Below are 20353 nucleotides of genomic sequence, written 5' to 3'. Positions count from 1 at the left end.
TCCTTTCTCAGATCTTTACGATTGCCGGGTCGGCGTCGTCATAAAGGCGCTCAAGTAAATTTTGCCGGCGTGTCAGTATCTTGCGGAAATTGAGGTTCCCCTTGGCTGTCATTTCGCCCTCGGGCATCGAGGCGGGCTCGCTAAGAACAATGGCACGCCCGACCCGTGTGGAACTGCCCGATACCTCGCGTGCGCGCTCTGCCAGACGGCGGTGGATTTCACCTTGCAGCAGTTTGCAGCGGTAGGCGCCACTGTCGTCGCTCAGGTCAAATCCTTCCCGCTTCAGCTCGGCGACATCGGGAAAGACCATGACGCCGATCTCATTTCTGTCGGCACCTGTAATGACCAGATCTGAGGCAAGAGGCGCAAGGCAGGTCAACAAGTCCATCCGCAATTGCGCGGCACGCACCCATGTTCCGGTCAGCAACTTGAAATCTTCAGAAATCCGGCCGTCGAATTTCATACCTTTATTCACATCCTGCGGGTCGATGAACCGCATGGCGTCGCCGGTAATGAAAAACCCTTCTTCATCGAAAACACTGGCCGTCTTTTCGGGTTCGTTGAAATAGCCAGGCATCACGTTTGGCCCTTTGATGCGCATTTCGCACCGCATGTCTTCATCCGGTATCAGCTTGAGTGTCACGCCGTTTATCGGAACGCCAACAACCCCGGAACGATCAATGGGCTCGGACTGCATCATTGTGGCGGGCGCTGTTTCGGTCAGTCCCCAGGACGAGGTCATCAGCGGTATCTCACCTTTGACATCCAGCGCCATCTGTTCAAATCCAGACCAGATATCCTGTGGCAGTGACGCTCCCGCATAAAAGATCAGATCAAGTTCTTCGAAGAACCGCCGACGCAGATCGCCATCCCGCTGCAATGCGCCCAGCAGCATGCCGTAACCTACGGGAACATTGAAGCTGAGCGTGCCGGTGACCATAGACAGATTTTCCAGCGTCCGCTCAAACAAACCAGCTACCGGTTTGCCGTCGTCGATGTAGAAGCTTCCGCCGTTGGCGAGCATCATGTTGAAGTTATGTGATCCGCCAAAGACGTGGTTCCATGGAAGCCAATCGACCACACGGGGCGGACGTGTGCGCAGAAATGGTAACGCGTCGGCCAGCATGGTCTGGTTCACGCACATCATGCGTTGGGTCGTGATGACACCCTTCGGGGCCGAGGTTGACCCGCTGGTCATTAAGATCTTGGCGACGGAATCGGGGCCAACCTGTTCATAGGCGGCCTTCAGATTGACACTGGCATCGCCTTTGAGAAGTTCGTCGAATGCTGTGACCTGGCTGTTCCCGCCCTTTCGGCTGGCTACGATTTCGACGCCTTGAAGCGCATCCAGTTCCAGCGCCTCTCGGTATTGATCCGCATCTACGACATAGGCCATCTTCGGGCGCACCAGTTCGATGGCATGGCGCAGGCGGCCATGCGCACCGTGGATCAAGGCGTATTGTTCGGCCACGGGCGCAGTCGGTACGCCAATGTACTGAGCAGCAAGGCTCAGCAGGCCGTGATCCACGCCGTTACCGCTCATGATCAGGATCGGTGTTTCAGACCCCATCCCTCGCGCCAATAGCGAGCTTGCGATGGCCCGCACCTTTTCAAGCGTGGCCGCATAGCTTTCCTTGCGCCAGCCCGCGCCGCTGCGTTCAGCAATGCACGTGCGGTCAGGCGCGTCCGAGGCCCAGGCGTGCAGCCAGACACCGGTTTTGTCGACGACAGGACCAAGAGTGTGGTTCGATTTCAGCAGGATGGAACCGTCGGCCCGATCTTCGCGCGAAACAGAATGTACCAGGTATTCCGATGTGCGTTGCATGATCAGCCCCTTTTCCTCGCTTTTTCGATTGTCCTGAGGGCATCGAATACGGTGGTGATGGTTGCGTCATCCAAACCGGCCAGCAGCTTGCCTTCGTGGACGGTTACTGCGGCGACTGCCTTTTCATATAATTGCCTGCCCGCCAGTGTCGTCCTGAGGGCATAGGCGCGCCGGTCGGTGGGTACCCGGTCGCGGACGATCAGTTCCCTGCGCTCCAGCTCGTCAATGATGACGACAAGGTTTGGGCGCTCGATATCCATTGCGTCAGCCAGTTGGGACTGCCGCAAACCGGGGTTATCGACGATGAGAACCAGTGCCGTATACGTCAGCATTCGCAGATCAAAGGGCCGCAGAGTTGTTGTCAGGTCTTCCTGCACCACATTGAAGGCCCGTTTCATGCGATAACCGACAAAGCCCCGCAGCGTGGCATCGCTGATCGTGTTTGGCGCGCTGTCTTCTGGCGTGTGTTCATGTTTCCTTTTCATGTGTTCACCTGAAGTTCGGGGTGCGCTTTTCAAGAAAGGCACTCAGCCCCTCCTGCGCATCCGGTGTTGTTTGCGACAGGGCCGCGGCCAGCGATTCAGTAAACAGCCCGTCGTTTTGCGACATTTCATTGATCCGCGCGACCGCCTGAATCATCAGATAGTTTGACAGTGGCGCGTTTCGGGAAATCTTACCTGCCAGCTTTTGGGCCAGCGCCAAAGCCTCGCCTTCACCCACGCTATAATGTGCCAGCCCCAGCGATACCCCTTCGTCGGCACCATATTTGCGGCCGGTCAACATCATCTCGGTCATCCGATCGGCCCCCAGCAGGCGACCGACCCGCGCGGTCGCACCGCCGCCAACAAATATTCCGCGCCGACCTTCGGGAAGCTGAAAGATCGTTGACGGTTCAGCGATGCGAACATGTGTTGCCGCGGCAAGTTCCAGCCCGCCGCCGATCACGGCACCAAACATGGCCGAGACAACCGCAAGCCCGCCCAACTGGATCTTGTCCATGACACTGTGCCAGTGGCGGGAATGATGCAGGTTTTCCTCGGCCGAACGATGAACATGCTCGGACAGGTCCAATCCGGAACAATAGTGCCCTTCAGTTCCGGTCAGGATCACCACACGTACATTTTTGGGTGGTGCAGAAAAGAAATCATCAAGCGCGCCCAACAGTTCCTCGCACATCGCGTTCCGCTTGTCGGGGCGGTTCATGGTCAGGGTCGCGATGGATCCGTTGACCTCAATGTTCAGGATTTGGCTGTCCATGGGGAACTCCTTACCGGGGCGGCAGACGAACGGCGCCGTCAAGTCGAATAGTGGTGCCATTCAAAAACGGGTTTTCAACGATCTGTTCGGCGAGCATTGCGAACTCGCGCGCTTCGCCAAGGCGGGCCGGGAAGGGAATGTTCTCAGTGATCTTGGCAGTGACCTCTTCCGGCAAGCCTTCCATCATTGGCGTGTGGAACAGGCCAGGTGCGATGGCCATCACCCGAATACCTGACTGTGCGAGTTCCCGTGCGGCAGGCAGGCACATCGAGGCGATTGCCCCTTTGGACGCGGCATATGCGGCTTGACCCAATTGACCGTCCTGCCACGCAACCGACGCCGTGTTGATGATCACACCGCGTTCACCGTCAGCCAGCGGGTCCAGCTTGGCCATGTGTCTCGCTGCGTGGCTCATCACGTTGTAGGTGCCAAAAAGATTTACGCGCAGAGTTTTCTCGAACACGTTGAATGACAGCTTGCCTTCGCGCCCGACGATCCTGGCCGCCATGCCGACGCCTGCACAACTGACGGCGATTCTGGGTGCCGACCCGAAATGGGTTATTGCCTTCCCAAACGCGGCACTCACGGCGGCCTCGTCACTGACATCGGCTTGCAGGGCAAGGCCACCAATTTCGTCAGCGACTGCCATCGCACCTTCAGCATTGAAATCCAAAACGGCAACGTTTGCTCCGCTGGCGGCGAAATGCCTTGCCGTTGCAGCGCCCAGTCCGCTTCCGCCACCGGTTACCAGGGCGATACATCCACTTAACTGCATGATGCTCTCTCCAGTTTGGTATGTTCAATCATTGTTGTGCCTCATATCTATTTTCGGATGAGCCCGCCTCGGACCGCTGATGGTGATTTAGCTAGGGGATCAGGAACAGAGTAATGGCCGGAAACAGCACCAGGATCATGACCCGAATGATGTCAGAGGTGACGAACCACATCACCGCCTTGTAAGTTTGGGTCATTGGAGTTGAACGATCCATAGCGTTGATAATGAACAGATTCATCCCGACAGGGGGGGTGATCAGCCCGACCTCGACAACGATCAGAACCAGAATACCGAACCAGATGGCCACATGTTCGGGGCTCATGCCGAAATCCAGTGCGCTGATGACCGGAAAGAAGATCGGGATTGTCAGCAGGATCATTGACAGGCTGTCCATCAGACATCCGAAGATCAGATAGAACACCAGGATCAGGCACAACACCATCCACGGGCTGAGCCCAAGCCCAACGACCCAGCCAGACAGTTCTTGCGGTACCTGAGTGAGCGCGAGGAAACTGTTATACAGCCCTGCGCCCAACACGATAAAGAAGATCATCGCCGTGCTTGAGGCCGTGGCAATGATGCTTTCGACGAAGACCTGCCAGTTCAGATTGCCCGAGATCAGAGCGATCAACCCGGTTCCCGCCGCCCCCACGGCTGCGCCTTCGGTTGGGGTGAACCAGCCAAGATAGATGCCACCGACAACAAGGCCAAAAACCAGCAGGACAGGCCAGACATCCAGCAGTGCCCGAACGCGTTCAGGATATGGGATCGCTTCGCGGGTGCCTGCGGCGTCAGGATACATGCGCACATAGATCGAAATCGTGATGATATAGCCGAGCGCTGCCAGAATGCCGGGGACAAAGGCCGCGAGAAACAGCTTGGCGATATTCTGTTCCGTCAGGATCGCATAGATCACAAGGATTACCGAAGGCGGAATCAAAATGCCCAATGTGCCGCCAGCAGCAAGCGTTGCGGTTGAAAACCCGCCGGAATAGCCGTAACGGCGCAGTTCGGGTAGCGCGACACGGCTCATCGTCGCGGCGGTGGCAAGGGAGGACCCGCAGATTGCGCCAAATCCGGCACAAGCGCCGACTGCCGCCATGGCGACGCCTCCTTTGCGGTGGCCCAGCCAGCTTTCAGCCGCTTTGAACAAGGCCGAAGACATGCCCGACAATGTCGCGAACTGCCCCATCAGCAAGAACATCGGAATGATCGTCAACGAATAGCTGGAAAAGGTTGAGTAGGTTTCGGTTTTGAGCTTGGCCATGAACATGCTGGTGCCACCCATGGCAAAATACAGCCCGCCAATCCCGCACAGCAACATGGCAAGGCCAATCGGTGCTCGCAGGAAAATCATGATCAGAAGTACGGGAAAGGACACGTAGCCCAGTTCGAGCATGGTCAATGTGCGGCCTCCCCGCGATAGGGCAGGATATGACGCCCTGTGACAAGCTCGATGACCTGCGCGACAGCGCAATAGACAGCAACAAGTGATGCGACAAGGGCGGCAACAAAGCTCAGCCCATAGGCCCACCAAACCGGAAATTGCAGCAGAAAGGTCGTTTCACCATAGTCCAGCTTGTTTTGCATGCCGACAAACAAGCGCCACGTGATCAATAGGATAACAAGCGACAGGATGATTTCCCAGAACGTGATGATCACTTTGTTCGCCTTTGCCGGAAGGGCGTTGGTAAATACGTCGACCGTGGCGTGAGAGCCGTAGAGCTGACAGATCGGCAGGAACGAGAATATGGCGAATGCAACGCCGGCCTCGACCAGTTCAAAATCGCCATTCACCGGCCCGACGCCGGATGCAATCAGCGCATTTGCCGCCGCTTCCGACAGTGACGTCAGAATGTCCGAATGGCCCAGCGTGTTCAGGCCGCGCCCCAGCACGCTGACACAGGTCAGCAGGACCAGCGCAGTCAGAACCACACCGCCGAGAACGGCCATGAAGCGCGCGATGCGCTCTACCAGTTTCTGCATGATCAGCTCCAAAGGGATTGCTCTCCCGGCGGGAAATAGCGCCGGAAGAGCGACCGGATCAGTTGCCCGAGTATTGCGAAATCAGTTCGAGCGCGCGGGCGCGCAAGCCGGTTCCGTCCAGACCTTTTTCATCCATCTCGGCGATCCAGGCGTCAGTGGTCGGCTGCGAAGCTGCCTTCCACTCTGCAACCTGTTCCGGGCTCAGCGTGATGATGTTGTTGCCGCGTTCCATCGCCTGCTTGTGTGGTCCGTCATCATCGGCCTGCATCTGCTTGCCTGCGAAGGCCGAGAATTCAGCGCCCGAGTTGGCGTCGATGACGGCCTTCAGATCATCCGGCAGTGCATCCCAGCGGTCCTTGTTCATCGCGAAGATGAAGGTGGTGGTGTATAGCGTGTCATCGCCAAAAGTCGTGTGGTTTCCGACCAGTTCGTTGACCTTCAGGGCGCCGGTTACTTCCCAGGGAATCACAGTGGCGTCGATCACGCCTTTGGACAGCGCTTCAGGTACCGCAGGAACAGGCATGCCAACCGGGGTTGCCCCAAGCGAGCTGAAAAGGCCGTTGGTTACGCGTGTCGGTGCGCGCAGTTTTACGCCATTCAGATCCTCGATGCTTTCGATCGGCTCCTTTGAATGGATCAGACCGGGCCCGTGCACCCAGAGCCCGAGAACTTTGAACTGCTTGAAGTCATCGTCCATCATGGTTTCTTCGGCCAGATCCCAATAGGCGCGTGAGACGGCTTCGGCATTGGTCATAGTGAACGGAAGTTCGAACACTTCGGTTCGGGGAAAGCGGCCCGGCGTATATCCGGACACCGTCCAGACAATGTCGGCCACACCATCAATGGCCTGGTCGATCAGTTCGGGGGGTTTGCCCCCCAACTGCATGGACGGAAACCTTTGAATTTCGATCCGGCCATCCGAATCCGCTTCGACCTTGTCGGCCCAAACATCCAGAACGTTCTTGGGTACGTTGGCTTGTGCCGGCAGGAATTGGTGCATCCGCAGTGTCACTTCGGCCGCGATGGCAGTGGTTGACATGGCGCTAAAAGCTATCGCCGCCACTGCAGATTTGAGTATGGTTCTGCGCAAGTTGGTCATGGTCTCCTCCCTAGATGACCTATGAGTATCATCCCCTGTTCATGATTGCTCATATTAGTTATGTTTTATAACGATTTTGATCCACTTTTTTAGTGTTTGGTTTCAGGTCCTTTTCGGAAAGCAGAATGCTCACACATGTGAACCTTTTCGTCGAAACGCTACGCATCAGACAGGTCATGCGCAGACGCCAAGTTATCTTCTCAGGATTACATTGCCCTCGGTTGGCTCAAAGGTAAATTGAGATTTCTTAGATTTTAGTTTCTGTTTTTGGAAACTAAACTGCTAAAACAGTGGATTTGCTTTCCTTGTTTCAATTGAGCTAGCGTCCGCGATGGAATTCAAGGCCGTGTGTTGTCGTCGGTGACAGCTACAACTGCCTTGCCTGCGAGTTTCAGGAAAGTTTCGCGTTCATTCGGAGTAAGTCCTCCGAGGATCTCGTTTTGCAGATCAATTACGACTGGCATAGCTGCCGCTAGGATGTCTTTACCTTTTTCGGATAAGGTGACCTCTCTCGCGCGTCTGTCACGTTGACTGACCGAGCGTTTGACGTAGTTTTTCTGCTCTAGTCGGTCGATAACCCCGCCGATTGTTGCGCGGTCATAGGCGATTTTCGCCGCGACTGTGGCCTGATCAATGCCGGGTTCGGCGCGAATTGTTTCAAGCGCTGCGAACTGAACGGATGTGAGGTCGATCCCGGCCTCCTGCATCCGGACCGAGAAAACGTGGGTTGAAATCTGATTAAGTCTGCGGATGAGGTGGCCCGCCATTCCGTAAATACTCATTCAAAACCTCCGAAATCACTTTACGCCGTCACTTTTCCAGAACTACCGCGGCAATTAGTGAGTGTACATATCTTTGTTGACAGGAAATAGTAAGTATAGTTATTAAAATTGCGTGAACCTGCGGAGGAGGGGACAATGCAATATTACGTTGATGGATTTCGTCCGGGTGATCCGGATATCAAACCGGCTGCGTTCGGTCACCACATCCACCCCGCAACTATCCCCGAAAAGGTTGATGTTCTGATCGCGGGTTGTGGACCGGCCGGGCTTTGCCTTGCAGCGCAACTGGCCGGGTTCGCCGAAATTTCGACAATGATCGTGGATCAAAAGCCGGGTCCGATGGAGAAAGGCCAGGCGGATGGCGTCAACGTCCGCTCGATGGAGATGTTTCAGGCGTTTGGTTTCGCTGAGAAAGTGAAGCGTGAAGCATATTGGGTCAACCAAACGGCATTCTGGACGCCCGATCCCACAAGCCCGGGCCACATCCGCCGGGCGGGCACGGTGCAGGACGTGGCCGACGATCAATCCGAGATGCCACATACCTTGATGAATCAGGCCCGGATTCATGAGCTGTTTCTGGACGTGATGAGAAACGCTCCAACGCGGCTGCAACCCCATTACGGGCTTCGTGTCAGCGATTTGACGATTGATACCGGTTCCACGGATCATCCCGTCACGGCAGAGCTTGAACGCTTGGGCGATGATGGCGGCGTGGTTGAACGGCTTACAGTACGTGCGAACTATGTCGTAGGCTGTGACGGTGCACGCAGCAATGTGCGCAGGGCAATCGGGGGTAAGCTTCAAGGCGACGCCGCACACCAGGCGTGGGGCGTTATGGACATATTGGCGAATTCCGATTTTCCCGATTTGCGGCGGAAATGCCTTGTTCAATCGGCTTCGGAAGGAAACGTTCTGATCCTTCCTCGCGAGGGCGGATACTTGTTCCGAATGTATGTCGAGCTTGACAAGCTGAACCCGGATGAGCGGGTCGCCAACCGCAATCTGACGGCTGACCATATCATCGCTGCCGCGAACCGGATCATGCGTCCTTACTCCATCGACGTAAAAGAAGTCGTTTGGTGGTCGGTCTACGAGATTGGCCACAGGTTGACCGACAAGTTCGACGATGTCCCGCAGCACGAAATTGCGACACGCGCCTCGCGCGTGTTCACGGCGGGCGACGCCTGCCACACGCATAGTCCCAAGGCAGGTCAGGGGATGAACGTGTCGATGGGCGATACTTTCAACCTGGGCTGGAAACTGGTGCATGTGCTGACGGGAAGGTCAAAGCCTGATCTTCTTCACAGCTACTCGGCCGAGCGTTTGCAAGAGGCCAAAAGACTGGTCGAAACCGACCATAAATGGGCCCGGATCATGAGTGCACCACCGGGCGAGTCAGAGCTAGACGGCACTGATATGCCCCGATTTCAAAAACAGTTTATCGAAAATCTGGAATTCACCGGCGGGCTATCCGTTCACTATGGGCCTTCGGACTTGGTCGCCGAACCGGTTCACCAGCATCTGGCGCGTGGGCTGGTCATAGGCAAGCGATTTCATTCCGCACCAGTTGTCCGGCTTGCGGATGCTATGCCTATGCAATTGGGGCATGTAGCCGAAGCGGATGCGCGCTGGAGGCTCTATGCCTTCGCAGGACTGGGAGACACAGGTGCGCAAGGCGGACCGATCCATCAGCTTTGCAAGGCTTTGCAAAGCGATCCGAACTCTCCTCTGCGACGGTTTACGCGCCCTGACGAAGACATCGACGGTTTGATAGACCTACGGGCCATCTTTCCGCAGGATTTCAAATCGCTGAATTATGAGGATATGCAGTCTCTTTTGAAACCCGAGAAGGGCAGGTACCGCCTGCGCGACTTCGAGAAGGTTTTTTGTGTTGATCACAAGAGGCGCGAAGACATCTACGAAATGCGCGGAATTGACCGGATAAAGGGCTGTATGGTCGTCGTCAGGCCGGACCAATATGTGGCGCATATCCTGCCATTAGAGTGTCACGCTGACCTGTTTGACTTCTTCTCCAGGCTGTTTGTTTCGGGCAGCGGTCGATAAGTACGACGTCTCGGGCCGCAACGGACAGCCGTTCCGAGGGGAGAACGGTTTGTCGCATCCGTGATTGGCTCGGCAAGATTGCCTCCTGGGCAAAGCAGGATTGGCGCCTGAAGCCGCCCTTGTCGCGGGAAGACCCTTTGCCAGAAAGCTGAGCGCGGGTATTTCAGGACGCGTTTAACGCGGCCAGAACCTCGGTGCTCACCACAACACCGTCAGCCTCGGCCGCCGCCCGTTTGGCCAGACGACCATCACCCGGAACACGGGCGTTCCCGTTGCCGACAATCTCTGCGCAAATGCGCGCGATATATTGATTGAAGGCCGCGTTGCCGAACCGCGTCGGATCAATCGCTATCAGTGTCGCACCGCCTTTGATGTTAAGGGCTCCGAACGTCTCGCGTTCTTGATTGTCCACGGAAAGGGTTCCACCAGCCAGGGCGGCACCCAACACCTCAACCATGAAGGCGATTGCGGCACCCTTGTGCTCGCCAAAAGGTAACAGGCTGCGGGTTTCCAGGATTGCGTTCGGGTCCGTACTGGGTAGGCCGTCCGGGTCCAGCCCGGCGGGGCGGGGCAGGTCGTGCCCCTCGGCTGCGGCCATGCGGATATCCATCAAAGCAACCATAGAAGATGCCTGATCCCAGACTATCGGTGCACCATCCTCGCGCGGGCAGGCAAAAGACATCGGGTTGGTACCAAATACCGGGCGCACCCCGCCTTGCGGCACCACCATGGACAATGAGTTGATCACGGCGAAAGCCACCAGACCCGCTTCGGCCACCGGTTCGGTGTCAAACCGCAACGCGCCCAGATGGTGGCAATTTGCGCAGGTGAACGCGGCAATGCCGTATTCCTGCGCCATTTCGATCAACATGTCGCGGGCTTCTGCTGCGGCGACCTGATAATATCCGTTATCGGCATCACCGCGCAGAACGCCCGGGGCAGCCTTTTCTATCTTGGGTTTCGCATTGCCGTTTGCATAGCCCGAGGTGAAGCTTTGGACATAGACCGGCAGCATACGCAATCCGTGACTGCGCGGTCCGTCCCGCTCGGACCGGGTAACAATGTCGGCCAGAATATCGCTGCCCTGTGCGTTTACACCAGCAGAAGCTAGTACGGATTTCGCCAGCGCCCGAACCTCGGCAAGAGAAAGCGTTTTGGTCGATTGTTCGGTCATCATTTCAAATCCAGTCTTTTTACTTCAGGGGTTAGGCACGCGCACGCGCGTTGGTGGGATCAACGGCGCAAGTATCGATCACCTCGGCATCGCGCATTTCGTTATGGACCAACACCTGCATCCTTGTACCCGGCGCGGTCATATCGTTTGGTACAAGTGCCATCGCTATGTCGTGGTTGCAATAATAAGAGAACCCACCCGACGTAACGCGCCCGATCAGTTCACCGTTTGCATAAACACCCTCATCGAACATCACCGAAGTTTCGCCAAAGGGAAGTTTCAACGTGACCAGCCGTTTGTGATTGCCCTCGCTTCTCTGCTTCTCCAGCGCCGCTTTTCCGATGAACTCGCGCCCCTCGGTGACGACAAACCGATCAAGGCTGGCCTCATACGGTGTCATGTCCTTGCAAATCTCGCGGTTGATGGCGCGATAGGATTTTTCAAGGCGCATGGACTCCAAAGCCTCAAGACCGAAGGGTTTTACACCGGCTTTCAAAAGCAGGTCGACAAGATGGCGGTTATACCCGACAGGATGGTGCAGTTCCCAACCCAGCTCACCTGTGTAAGATACCCGAAGCAGGTGTACGTCTTTGGCATAGCCCACTTCACCCTTTTGCGCAGAGAGCCAGGGAAAAGCAGCATTCGACAAATCGTTGTCGGTCAATGGTTGCAAAATCTCGCGCGCCTTGGGACCGGCCAGAGCGATCACACCCAACTGTTCCGAAACGTCTTCAAGGATAACCGATTGATCTTGTGGTAACAGACGTTGCAGCTGATCCCAGTTATAGGCGCGCCAATTCGGGGTCGAGACCAGATAGAAATCATTCTCGGCATAGCGGACAACTGTGTATTCCGCATCCATGCCACCTTTTGGGTTCAACAAGAGCGACAGGCTCATCCGACCCACTTTGGGCAATTTGTTTGCCATCAGACTGTCCAGCCACCGCGCTGCGCCGGGTCCGCGTACAGTAAACTTGGTCATCGGCGACATCTCGATGAACCCGGCCTCTTCGCGGGTGGTGTGCACTTCCTCCTGAACGCGTTCCATGTGGTTGGTGCGGCGGAAAGAATGTTCGGGGATCGCCTCTTGCGGCGATTTGGCGAACCAGCGCGGGAATTCATAGCCGTTGAAGTTGGTCCAGACTGCGCCATGCGCCGTCAGCAGATCGTAAGACCCCACGGTTTTCATTGGGCGCGCGTCCGGGAAATCTTCGCCGGGGATATGCGCGTTCATATGTGTGCCCCAGGTTTCGCGAACCTTATCCATGGTCCAGCGTTTGGAGGCGTAGTCAGAGAAACGACGCGGGTCCAGTTCCGACATGTCCATGCCCGGATCCCCATCGACGATCCAGCGGGCCAGCCGTTCGCCCACGGTGCCGCCCCACAGAATGCCACCGGGCATCCCTTCGGCCAGCCACAGGTTTTTGTGCCCCGGAGCTGGCCCGGCAAGTGGCAATTCGTCCGGCGTCATTTGGAAGGGGCCGCGCGTGTTGGCCTTGATGCCCACCTCGCCAAGAACTGGCACCCGTTCGATTGCCCGTTCCCATTGGTTTTCCACGGCATCGAAATCCTCGGGCAAGAGGTCTGCGCCAAAGTCAGGTGGCACGCGGTCTTCGGCAAACAGCTTCAGGTCCTTGGTGAATTCATAGGGCCCGAACTGAATGCCGCCCACATCTTCGCGCAGGTATGCGCCGTAATCCTCATCCCGCAAGATCGGGAACTCGGGCAGCCCCTGCGCGCGACGTTCCTTGAGCAGCGGAACGGTTTCCGTGGTCCAGTATTGGTGAACGATGGGAATGCAGGGCAAGTCCAGCCCAACGCGCCGGGCATTTTCGCGGGCATAGTTGCCGGTGGCAAAAACCAGGTGCTCGCACGTGATCTCTCCCTGATTGGTGGTCACTTTCCAATGACCGCTTTCCAGCTTTTCATACGCCCGTGCTTCGGTGTTTTGAAAGACCTTGGCACCTGCGTCCCGCGCCAGCTTTGCCATTGCCATGGTGATGTCGGCCGGGTTCACATAGCCGTCCTCGGTATGCAGAATACCGCCACGAATATGCTCGGACTGGCTCAGAAGGGGATGAACATCGGCAATTTCCGCCGGCGTCAACAGTTTGCAGGGCACACCGGCGGCCTCGGCAATCGAGATATATGACTGGAATTCATCCCAACGTTCCTGGGTGTTGGCAACGCGCAGCTGACCCACTTTGCGCAAGCCTACCGATGCACCCATCTTCTGTTCGACTTCGGAATAGATGCGGATGGTTTCCATCGTCATCTTCGACACGTTATGGGACCGCACGAAGGTGACCAGCAGACCTGCGGCATGCCAGGTCGAGCCTGAGGTCAGCGTGGTCCGTTCCAGCATCACCGCATCGCTACAGCCGTGCTGTGTCAGCCCATACAGAATGGACGCGCCCACACATCCGCCGCCAACGACAACAACTTTGGCATGTGACTTCATTTGCCGATTTCCTTCTTGCGACTGATCATGGTGTCAGACGCTCTGCCTGCCCGAAATCAGTAAGATGAGAACGTTCCGAAGTTTTTACGGAAACATGGCGCCAGACAATCGCAAAAAATTTCTCCTGCGGCTTAGTTCAGGTCACCTCTTACCGGGCCCCTTCGTATTGGTCGCTGTCTGGTTCCCGGTCATTCAGTGCCGTCCAGACCGGCATCAATTTTTATGTGCCTTGTCTTGTTTCACCCTGTTATGTTAGCGCAAACTGTGCCAGTGAAACCTGATGCCTTTGCAAAACTGGGTTTCTGTTGCCTACAGTATTGCGGCTTACAAGTGGGAGGAACAGGTGTATCTCGGTCTTGATTTGGGGACGTCAGGTCTTCGGGGAATTGTGGTCAGTGAAGACGGCGACGTCGTTGCCGAGGCCGAAGCGAACGTGAACACATCGACACCGCATCCGGGCTGGTCAGAGCAGGAACCTGCGGATTGGGTTGAAGCGTGTCAAAAGGTCGTTGCCCAGTTGCGCGGGCAAAACGGCGCTGCGTTTTCGGCAGTGCGGGGCATTGGTCTGAGCGGACATATGCATGGCGCAACGCTTCTGGACCGACAGGGTCGCGTCTTGAGGCCCTGTATCCTTTGGAACGACACAAGGTCTGCCCGTGAAGCTGCCGAACTGGATGCGCTTTCCGCGATGCGATCGATCACCGGAAACATCGTTTTTCCCGGCTTCACTGCGCCCAAACTGGAATGGGTGCGCAGGCATGAACCTGACGTTTTTGAAAAGACTGCCAAAGTCTTGCTCCCCAAAGATTATTTGCGCTTCTGGCTGACCGGAGAATACATCAGCGACATGTCCGACAGCGCGGGTACCGCGTGGTTGGACGTCGGATGCCGCGAATGGTCGGAAACAGCGCTTGAACTCAGCCACATGCGTCGGGAACAGATGCCCGAACTGGTCGAAGGCAGCGCCGCCGGGGGCGAGCTGAGGGCGGAGATTTTGCAGCACTGGGGCCTGACCGGACCCGTTGTTGTTGCCGGCGGGGCAGGCGACAACGCGGCGGCGGCCTGTGGTATTGGAAGCATCGCCGAAGGCAGCGGTTTTCTATCGCTGGGAACGTCGGGTGTGCTGCTGGTTGCCAAGGACAGTTACGCGCCCGCACCGGAAACGGCGGTTCATTGCTTCTGCCACGCGGTGCCGGAGCGCTGGATTCAAATGGGCGTCATCCTGTCGGCGACCAACAGCCTGAACTGGCTGTCCCGGAACCTCGGCCAATCCGTTGGTGCACTCGCATCGGCGTTGCCGGATACCGTCACCGGGCCGTCGAAGACATTGTTCCTGCCATACCTGTCGGGGGAACGTACCCCTCATAATGACAGCGCCATCCGGGGGGCATTCATGGGGCTGGATATTGCGTCAGACCCAGCGGATCTTGCACAGTCCGTGATGGAAGGTGTCTCGTTCGCGCTGCGTGATTGCCTTGAAGCCCTCAGGAGCACGGGAACAAAGCCTGAAAGCCTGATGGTCGTCGGCGGGGGTGCACGATCCCGGTTCTGGGTCGAGACGCTGGCAACTGTTCTGAACACTCCGCTTGCCTTGCCCAAAGGCAGTGAATTCGGAGCCGCCATCGGAGCGGCGCGCCTTGCTGCCTGTTCAGTAATTGGTGCAGACCCGGCGGAGCTCATGACATCGCCAGAAACCTCAGAAATTGTTCAGCCGCGCGCGGGGTTATTCGACGCCTATGAGGCTGAATATCAAAGATACCGCCGGTTCTATGCCGCTCTATCCCCCCTGTCTGCGCCATGATGAAGGGCGCCACTTCCGTACCCATCGAACAGGTTGTTCTGGAAGATGGCGCGATGTCGGTTTCCCTGCTGAGCTATGGGGCGATCACACAAGGGTGGTGGATCGGTGAAACGCCCCTGATCCTGGGCTATCCAAACCCGCAGGAATATCTGACCGACCCTTATTATATAGGCGCAATCGTGGGTCGCGTCGCCAATCGGATCGGTGGCGCAAAGTTTAAAATACAGGATGCCGCTTATCACCTGTCAGCGAATGAGGGGGAAAACACGCTGCATGGCGGTGTGGTCGGGCTGTCACGCAGCCACTGGATTATCAGGAAGACCAAGCAGAACCGTGCAGTTCTGTACTTGACGTCACCTGACGGTGCTGACGGTTTTCCCGGAGAAATCAGGTTCGAGATTCATGTCGAGCTGGCTTTTCCACGGCTGACTTATACGATCACCGCATGGCCGGACCGACCTACGCCGATCAGCATCGCGCAGCACAATTACTATACTCTGGGGTGCCAAAACGGTATTCTTGACAGCCGTTTGACCCTGAATTCCAAGCGGTTACTGCAACTGGACGACAACTCCATTCCGACAGGCGTCGTGAATGAGCTTGAAACGCAAGCGCTGGATTTCTCATCCCCGCGCGTTATCGGTGATGAAGGGCGCGGCCTTGACCACTACTTCGTGTTTGAAAAGGCGGGCAATTTCGATCGACCGGTTGCCACAGTCGAAACACCGTCAGGTTTGCGCATGAATGTCTACTCTGATCAGCCCGGCGCGCAGGTCTATTCCGCCGCGCATCTGTCTGATCCATTCACGCCATGCGCAGGGCTTTGCATTGAACCTTCCGGTTACACGGACGCTGTGAACCACCCCTCGTTTCCGTCTGTTATCCATTCACCGGACCGACCGTATAAACAAGTTCTGACGTTGGAAATCGCAGAGGATCAGGTATGAAAGTTGCGATATCGGTATATGCTCTGGCCCTTTGCGTGACACTATCAGGGGCGCAGGCGCAGGCGCAGGACCTCGGGCCGCTGCCGCAATTTGTAGAACCGGATCTTGCCAAGGTCGAACTGGGGCAGTTGTTGTTTTACGACCCGATCCTGTCGGGGAACAAAAACATCAGCTGTGCCACTTGCCATCATCCGAAACTGGGAACGTCAGACGCTCTGTCTCTGGGTATCGGCGAAGGCGGTGTGGGGCTGGGGGCAGCGCGCAGGCTTGATCAGGAAAACATGCCCGAGCAGCGTATTCCCCGAAATGCACCTGGGCTGTGGAACCTTGGGGCGCTGGAATTCACCACCTTCTTTCATGACGGGCGTCTTGAGGTCGACCCGTCCCAGCTTAACGGGTTCAGGACACCCTTGGGCACGGATATGAGGCCGGGCTTCCAATCTGCACTGGCCGCGCAAGCGATGTTCCCGGTCTTGTCGGCTGACGAAATGGCCGGCCACTATTCGGAAAACGAAGTGAGCAAAGCCGTACGTCTCGGTTTGCTGACCCAAAAGGGTGGCGCATGGGACCTTATCGCGGCGCGTGTTGCCGCAATCCCGGAATACAGGACGCGCTTTGACCAGCTCGCACCCGGAGAAGAGATCACTTTTACCGCAATCGCCAATATCATTGCGGATTTCATCGCCTTTGAATGGCGCGCTGACAACAGCCTGTTTGATCGCGCGATGCAGGGGAAACAGGAGCTGCCCGAGCAGGCGCAAATGGGGCTTGACCTTTTTTACGGCAAGGCCGGGTGCAGCACCTGCCATTCCGGCTGGTTCCAGACGGATCATGGATTTCATACTATAGCCATGCCGCAAATCGGACCGGGAAAAGCCGCCCGGTTCGAGAACCATGTTCGCGATGACGGGCGATTGCGTGTGACGGGCAATGCGGATGACGCCTTCAAATTTCGCACGCCATCCTTGCGCAATGTGACTCTGACGGCACCTTATGGTCACAACGGAGCCTACGCGCGGCTTGAAGATGTTGTCCGTCATCATCTGGATCCGGTCGCAGCTTTGCGCAGCTACTCGGTCGAAAAAGCGGCGTTGCCAGAGTTTCCGGGCGCGGAAGATCAAAAAGCCTTGCTCGACCCCACGCTGACCGAGGCGATTGCGGCGTCGAATGATCTGCCCCCAATCAGCCTGAGTGATGATGAGGTAAACGCCATTCTGAGTTTTCTCAGCACATTGGAAGACCCGGCAGCCAGGCTGGGTGTGCCCGCGCGCGTGCCCAGCGGTTTGCCCGTAGATCAATGATCAGCGGTCGATGCGAAGCACTTGATTGCTTCTGAAGGTCTGCCAATCACCAACTGTACCGTCCGGCCAGATAACCCGCAGCTCCAGTTCGTCCGTGTTGCCCAGACCAAAGTGGTGAAGCCCAGAGATGCCACTTGCGTGACCACCGCCAATGGTCACTTCCCGCGTTTGGACTCTGTCGGAGGTTTTGACTTCGATGAAGCTGCCGACAGCTGCGCGGTTGGGACGATCCTGGCCAAGATCAACCTGAACCCAGTTTCCAAGCTGTTGTTCGTTCTGAAATATCTCAAGCTCTGACCCGCGATTGACCACCACCAGATCAAGTGATCCATCCCCATTCAGGTCGGCCAGGGCCCCACCGCGGGACTTGCCCATGGAGGCGACACCCGCCGCTGAGGCAGCTTCGAAAAACTGGCCATTTGCAGATTGCAGCAACAGGTTGTTGGGGTCGGTTTGCGCCGCATCGGGCATCTGTTCGACATTGCCCTTGGCGACAAATATGTCGTCGCGGCCGTCGTTATTGACGTCGCCGAACTGCGCATGCCAGCCGGTTGAGGGGCGACCATCGCCACCAACATGCGGCCTGTGCGCCGTTGTCCCCCGGTCATAAGTCGCGTCGCGCCATGTCGGTCCCTCGGCCGTGGGATCAAAGATCTGAAACTTCTGGTCCCCCATCGAGGTCAGGTAAACATCAGGAAAGCCGTCCCCTGATACATCCCTTGATGCAATCCCCATGCCCCAGATCGAATAGGACAGCCATCCATCTTCCGGCGCGTAAAGGCGTGGCGTGTCTTCCATAGCCCAAAGCTGCTCTTGCCCGCCGCGTACATAGTAATGGCGGTCGTTACTGACACGCAGGTCCGCGCGCCCGCTGCGCGCCCAGTCGGAAAACAGAATGGACAAGGAACAATGGCCCGGTACCAGGTGGAAAGGTGGGCCATAGACCGTCCCTTCGGGGCGATACAAAAGCGTCGGCCCGCAGGCTTCAAACGGGCCATCGGGGTTGGTTCGGTCGACATATGTTCCAAAAGCCAGTGTCGGCAGGGTTTGACCGCTTTCCCAGGTGGCGGAAAAACCGGTGGTCCAGTGTTCCTGAGACTGGAATTTCAACGAGGTGAACGGTTCGAATGCGCAATTCGCCTTGCCACGTAACAAAACGTCTTCGCCAACGCGTAAAACCGCCAAGTCCACAAACCCGTCCCCGTCGATATCCAGTGGGTAGGCGCCGGTCACGCCGGTCAGGGACAGTGCGCTTGGCGTTTCTGACCGAAAACTGACATTGGGTCCTGATGTGTTGACAAACAATTGCGCCGGATTGGTTCCCCCTGCGGCAAACAGCTCGGGCCGATCATCGCCGTTGCAATCGAAAACGGCGATGCCTCCGCCGACGAAGTGCTCCCATCCTCCGTCGTAAACATGGCTCGGGACGTCGATACTGTGAAACTGCGGCAGGCTGATGTCAGCCATGGCGGTGGAAGCTGTCGCTAGCAGGATCGTCAGTTCAACTTGCATTTTCCGCCAGTTCCCTGACTTTCAGGATCGAGACTTGTTCGATCCCATAGGCCGCTGCCCCTTTTGCCCACATTGAATCCCCCCAATGGTTTACGTTGATTTCAGGCAGTGGCGCGTCAACGCTGACAACACCGTTATTGATGCGGGTCATCACTGCGTCGGAATGCAGGTATTCAAAGCTGCCTCGGGTGCCGGACAGAATGATGCATTCCGGATCGAACAGATTGATCAGGTTGGAAAGCCCCATTCCAAACATCTGGCCAGCGCGGGACAGAACTGAAATGGACCGGGCATCACCGGATTGGGCGGCTGCGTGAATATCAGCAAGAGTGTGCGGGTCAGTAGCCCGGCTAGCAATGGTTGCCTCGCGGATCAGAGCATATTCCCCAACATAAGCTTCAAGGCATCCGCGTTGCCCACACTGACATAACGCGCCATCCAGCTGAACTTTGACATGCCCGAATTCCGCGCCGCAGCCGCGCTCGCCGCGATATAGTTTGCCATCCAACACAATGCCCAAACCAATGCCGTGTTCTATCGTGACAACCAGAAAGTTCTTCAGCCCTTTGCCAAGCCCGAAAAGCTGTTCGGCCTTTGCAACCAGATTGGCGTCATTCTCGATAAACGCAGGGCAAGGGAGCACTTGGGACAGAAGCGGGCTCAGATCCACATTGCGCACTGTCAGCGAAGATGACCAATGTACAAAATTCCGCTCTGCGTCGACCAGCCCGGCAATTCCGATGCAGACGCCGGAAACCTCTGTCAGGGACCTGCTTGCAGAGGTGCAGGCCTGTTCCAGCGCCGCGTATATCTTTTTTGCAAAAGCCTCCGGGGCCATCCGGGCCTCTTCCAGCGGGTGAGTGTAAGAGGTGATCTCGGTGCCTTCAAAATCGACCAGGATGACTGAAATCTGGTGCCGGGCCACTTTCACACCGGCAATCAGGTGACATCCGCCATGCAGTTTCAGCAACACACGTGGTCTGCCGCGGCGCGCGGACTTAGACGGTGTTTCGCCTTCGATTTCCTGAATCAGACCAGCTGAAAGCAGATCTGACGTTGCCGTTGTCACTGTCGCCGGGCTGGTCTCAAGCGCGCTTGCAATGTCGATCCGCGATATCGCCCCGGTCGACCGGATTTGTTCCAGCACGCGCAAACGGGTGATGTTTCGTTGATCCGTAGCGTTTGAAGAAACCTTGCTTTTCAGCATCCTGCCCTCGCGAATCTGATGATTTCCCAAGCGTAAGCGGTTTTTCTTCTTTCGGGTAGCATAAATATTTTACTGACTGAAATAAATATGCTACTCAGAATTGTGAGAGCCACGAATCATGAAGCGATGGCTCGATAAACCGGGAGGAAATCATGAAACGAA

16 protein-coding genes are annotated in these 20353 nt (G+C 56.8%); 4 read left to right on the top strand and 12 right to left on the bottom strand.

All coding sequences use genetic code 11. From position 1 onward, the window contains the following. Window positions 1–7 precede the first annotated feature (7 nt). From I9188_RS05225 to I9188_RS05190, 8 genes are all read right to left on the bottom strand, one after another. Window positions 8–1825: a feruloyl-CoA synthase gene (locus tag I9188_RS05225; protein ID WP_209504357.1), complete on the bottom strand. Its 1818-nt coding sequence runs from the start codon at window positions 1823–1825 to the stop codon at window positions 8–10. 2 nt (window positions 1826–1827) lie between these two features. Further along, window positions 1828–2310, bottom strand: a complete 483-nt coding sequence (locus I9188_RS05220; RefSeq protein WP_209504356.1) for a MarR family transcriptional regulator — start codon at window positions 2308–2310, stop codon at window positions 1828–1830. Window positions 2311–2314: 4 nt separating this feature from the next. Then, complete coding sequence (locus I9188_RS05215) at window positions 2315–3082, bottom strand: crotonase/enoyl-CoA hydratase family protein (protein WP_209504355.1); 768 nt, start codon at window positions 3080–3082, stop codon at window positions 2315–2317. A gap of 10 nt (window positions 3083–3092) precedes the next feature. Beyond that, window positions 3093–3857 (bottom strand): SDR family NAD(P)-dependent oxidoreductase, encoded by a 765-nt coding sequence (locus I9188_RS05210; protein ID WP_209504354.1) that lies wholly within the window; start codon window positions 3855–3857, stop codon window positions 3093–3095. Between the two features lie 91 nt (window positions 3858–3948). Continuing rightward, window positions 3949–5262 (bottom strand): TRAP transporter large permease, encoded by a 1314-nt coding sequence (locus I9188_RS05205; RefSeq protein ID WP_209504353.1) that lies wholly within the window; start codon window positions 5260–5262, stop codon window positions 3949–3951. After that, window positions 5259–5843 (bottom strand): TRAP transporter small permease subunit, encoded by a 585-nt coding sequence (locus tag I9188_RS05200; RefSeq protein ID WP_209504352.1) that lies wholly within the window; start codon window positions 5841–5843, stop codon window positions 5259–5261. Before I9188_RS05200 ends, I9188_RS05205 begins: the two co-directional genes overlap by 4 nt. A 58-nt stretch (window positions 5844–5901) precedes the next feature. Beyond that, window positions 5902–6882 carry a TRAP transporter substrate-binding protein gene (locus tag I9188_RS05195; RefSeq protein WP_245223700.1) on the bottom strand — a complete coding sequence of 327 codons (981 nt, stop codon included), beginning with the start codon at window positions 6880–6882 and terminating at the stop codon, window positions 5902–5904. Window positions 6883–7280: 398 nt separating this feature from the next. Next, entirely contained in the window at window positions 7281–7724 is a 444-nt protein-coding gene (locus I9188_RS05190) for a MarR family transcriptional regulator (RefSeq protein ID WP_209504350.1), read from the bottom strand. 135 nt (window positions 7725–7859) lie between these two features. On the opposite strand from I9188_RS05190, the gene I9188_RS05185 reads away from it, so the two are divergent. After that, window positions 7860–9788 (top strand): FAD-dependent monooxygenase, encoded by a 1929-nt coding sequence (locus I9188_RS05185; protein ID WP_209504349.1) that lies wholly within the window; start codon window positions 7860–7862, stop codon window positions 9786–9788. Window positions 9789–9951: 163 nt separating this feature from the next. Here the strand turns inward: I9188_RS05185 and I9188_RS05180 are convergent, their stop codons facing one another. Together I9188_RS05180 and I9188_RS05175 are read right to left on the bottom strand one after the other, a co-directional pair. Beyond that, window positions 9952–10962 (bottom strand): Ldh family oxidoreductase, encoded by a 1011-nt coding sequence (locus I9188_RS05180; protein WP_209504910.1) that lies wholly within the window; start codon window positions 10960–10962, stop codon window positions 9952–9954. A 31-nt stretch (window positions 10963–10993) separates the two neighbouring features. Further along, on the bottom strand, window positions 10994–13423 hold the full coding sequence (locus I9188_RS05175; protein ID WP_209504348.1) for an FAD-dependent oxidoreductase: 2430 nt from the start codon (window positions 13421–13423) through the stop codon (window positions 10994–10996). Window positions 13424–13766: 343 nt separating this feature from the next. Between I9188_RS05175 and xylB the strand changes: the two genes are divergently transcribed. The 3 genes from xylB to I9188_RS05160 are packed head-to-tail and all read left to right on the top strand — an operon-like array spanning window position 13767 to window position 17472. Further along, window positions 13767–15224, top strand: coding sequence for a xylulokinase (xylB, locus tag I9188_RS05170; protein WP_209504909.1), 1458 nt, complete (start codon window positions 13767–13769; stop codon window positions 15222–15224). Next, the gene (locus tag I9188_RS05165) at window positions 15221–16171 is read left to right on the top strand and encodes an aldose epimerase family protein (protein ID WP_209504347.1); all 951 of its coding nucleotides are present in this window, start codon (window positions 15221–15223) and stop codon (window positions 16169–16171) included. Before xylB ends, I9188_RS05165 begins: the two co-directional genes overlap by 4 nt. After that, window positions 16168–17472, top strand: a complete 1305-nt coding sequence (locus tag I9188_RS05160) for a cytochrome c peroxidase (protein ID WP_209504346.1) — start codon at window positions 16168–16170, stop codon at window positions 17470–17472. The genes I9188_RS05165 and I9188_RS05160 overlap by 4 nt, the downstream gene beginning before the upstream one ends. Here the strand turns inward: I9188_RS05160 and I9188_RS05155 are convergent, their stop codons facing one another. After that, window positions 17473–18984: a CRTAC1 family protein gene (locus tag I9188_RS05155; RefSeq protein WP_209504345.1), complete on the bottom strand. Its 1512-nt coding sequence runs from the start codon at window positions 18982–18984 to the stop codon at window positions 17473–17475. After that, the gene (locus I9188_RS05150; protein ID WP_209504344.1) at window positions 18974–20191 is read right to left on the bottom strand and encodes an ROK family transcriptional regulator; all 1218 of its coding nucleotides are present in this window, start codon (window positions 20189–20191) and stop codon (window positions 18974–18976) included. Before I9188_RS05150 ends, I9188_RS05155 begins: the two co-directional genes overlap by 11 nt. Window positions 20192–20353: the final 162 nt, after the last annotated feature.

This window comes from Ruegeria sp. HKCCSA071, from assembly GCF_017872555.1.
GTDB lineage: Bacteria > Pseudomonadota > Alphaproteobacteria > Rhodobacterales > Rhodobacteraceae > Ruegeria.
The sequence above is the reverse complement of the archived record's forward strand: the minus strand, read 5'-3'. Positions and strand labels throughout refer to the sequence as shown.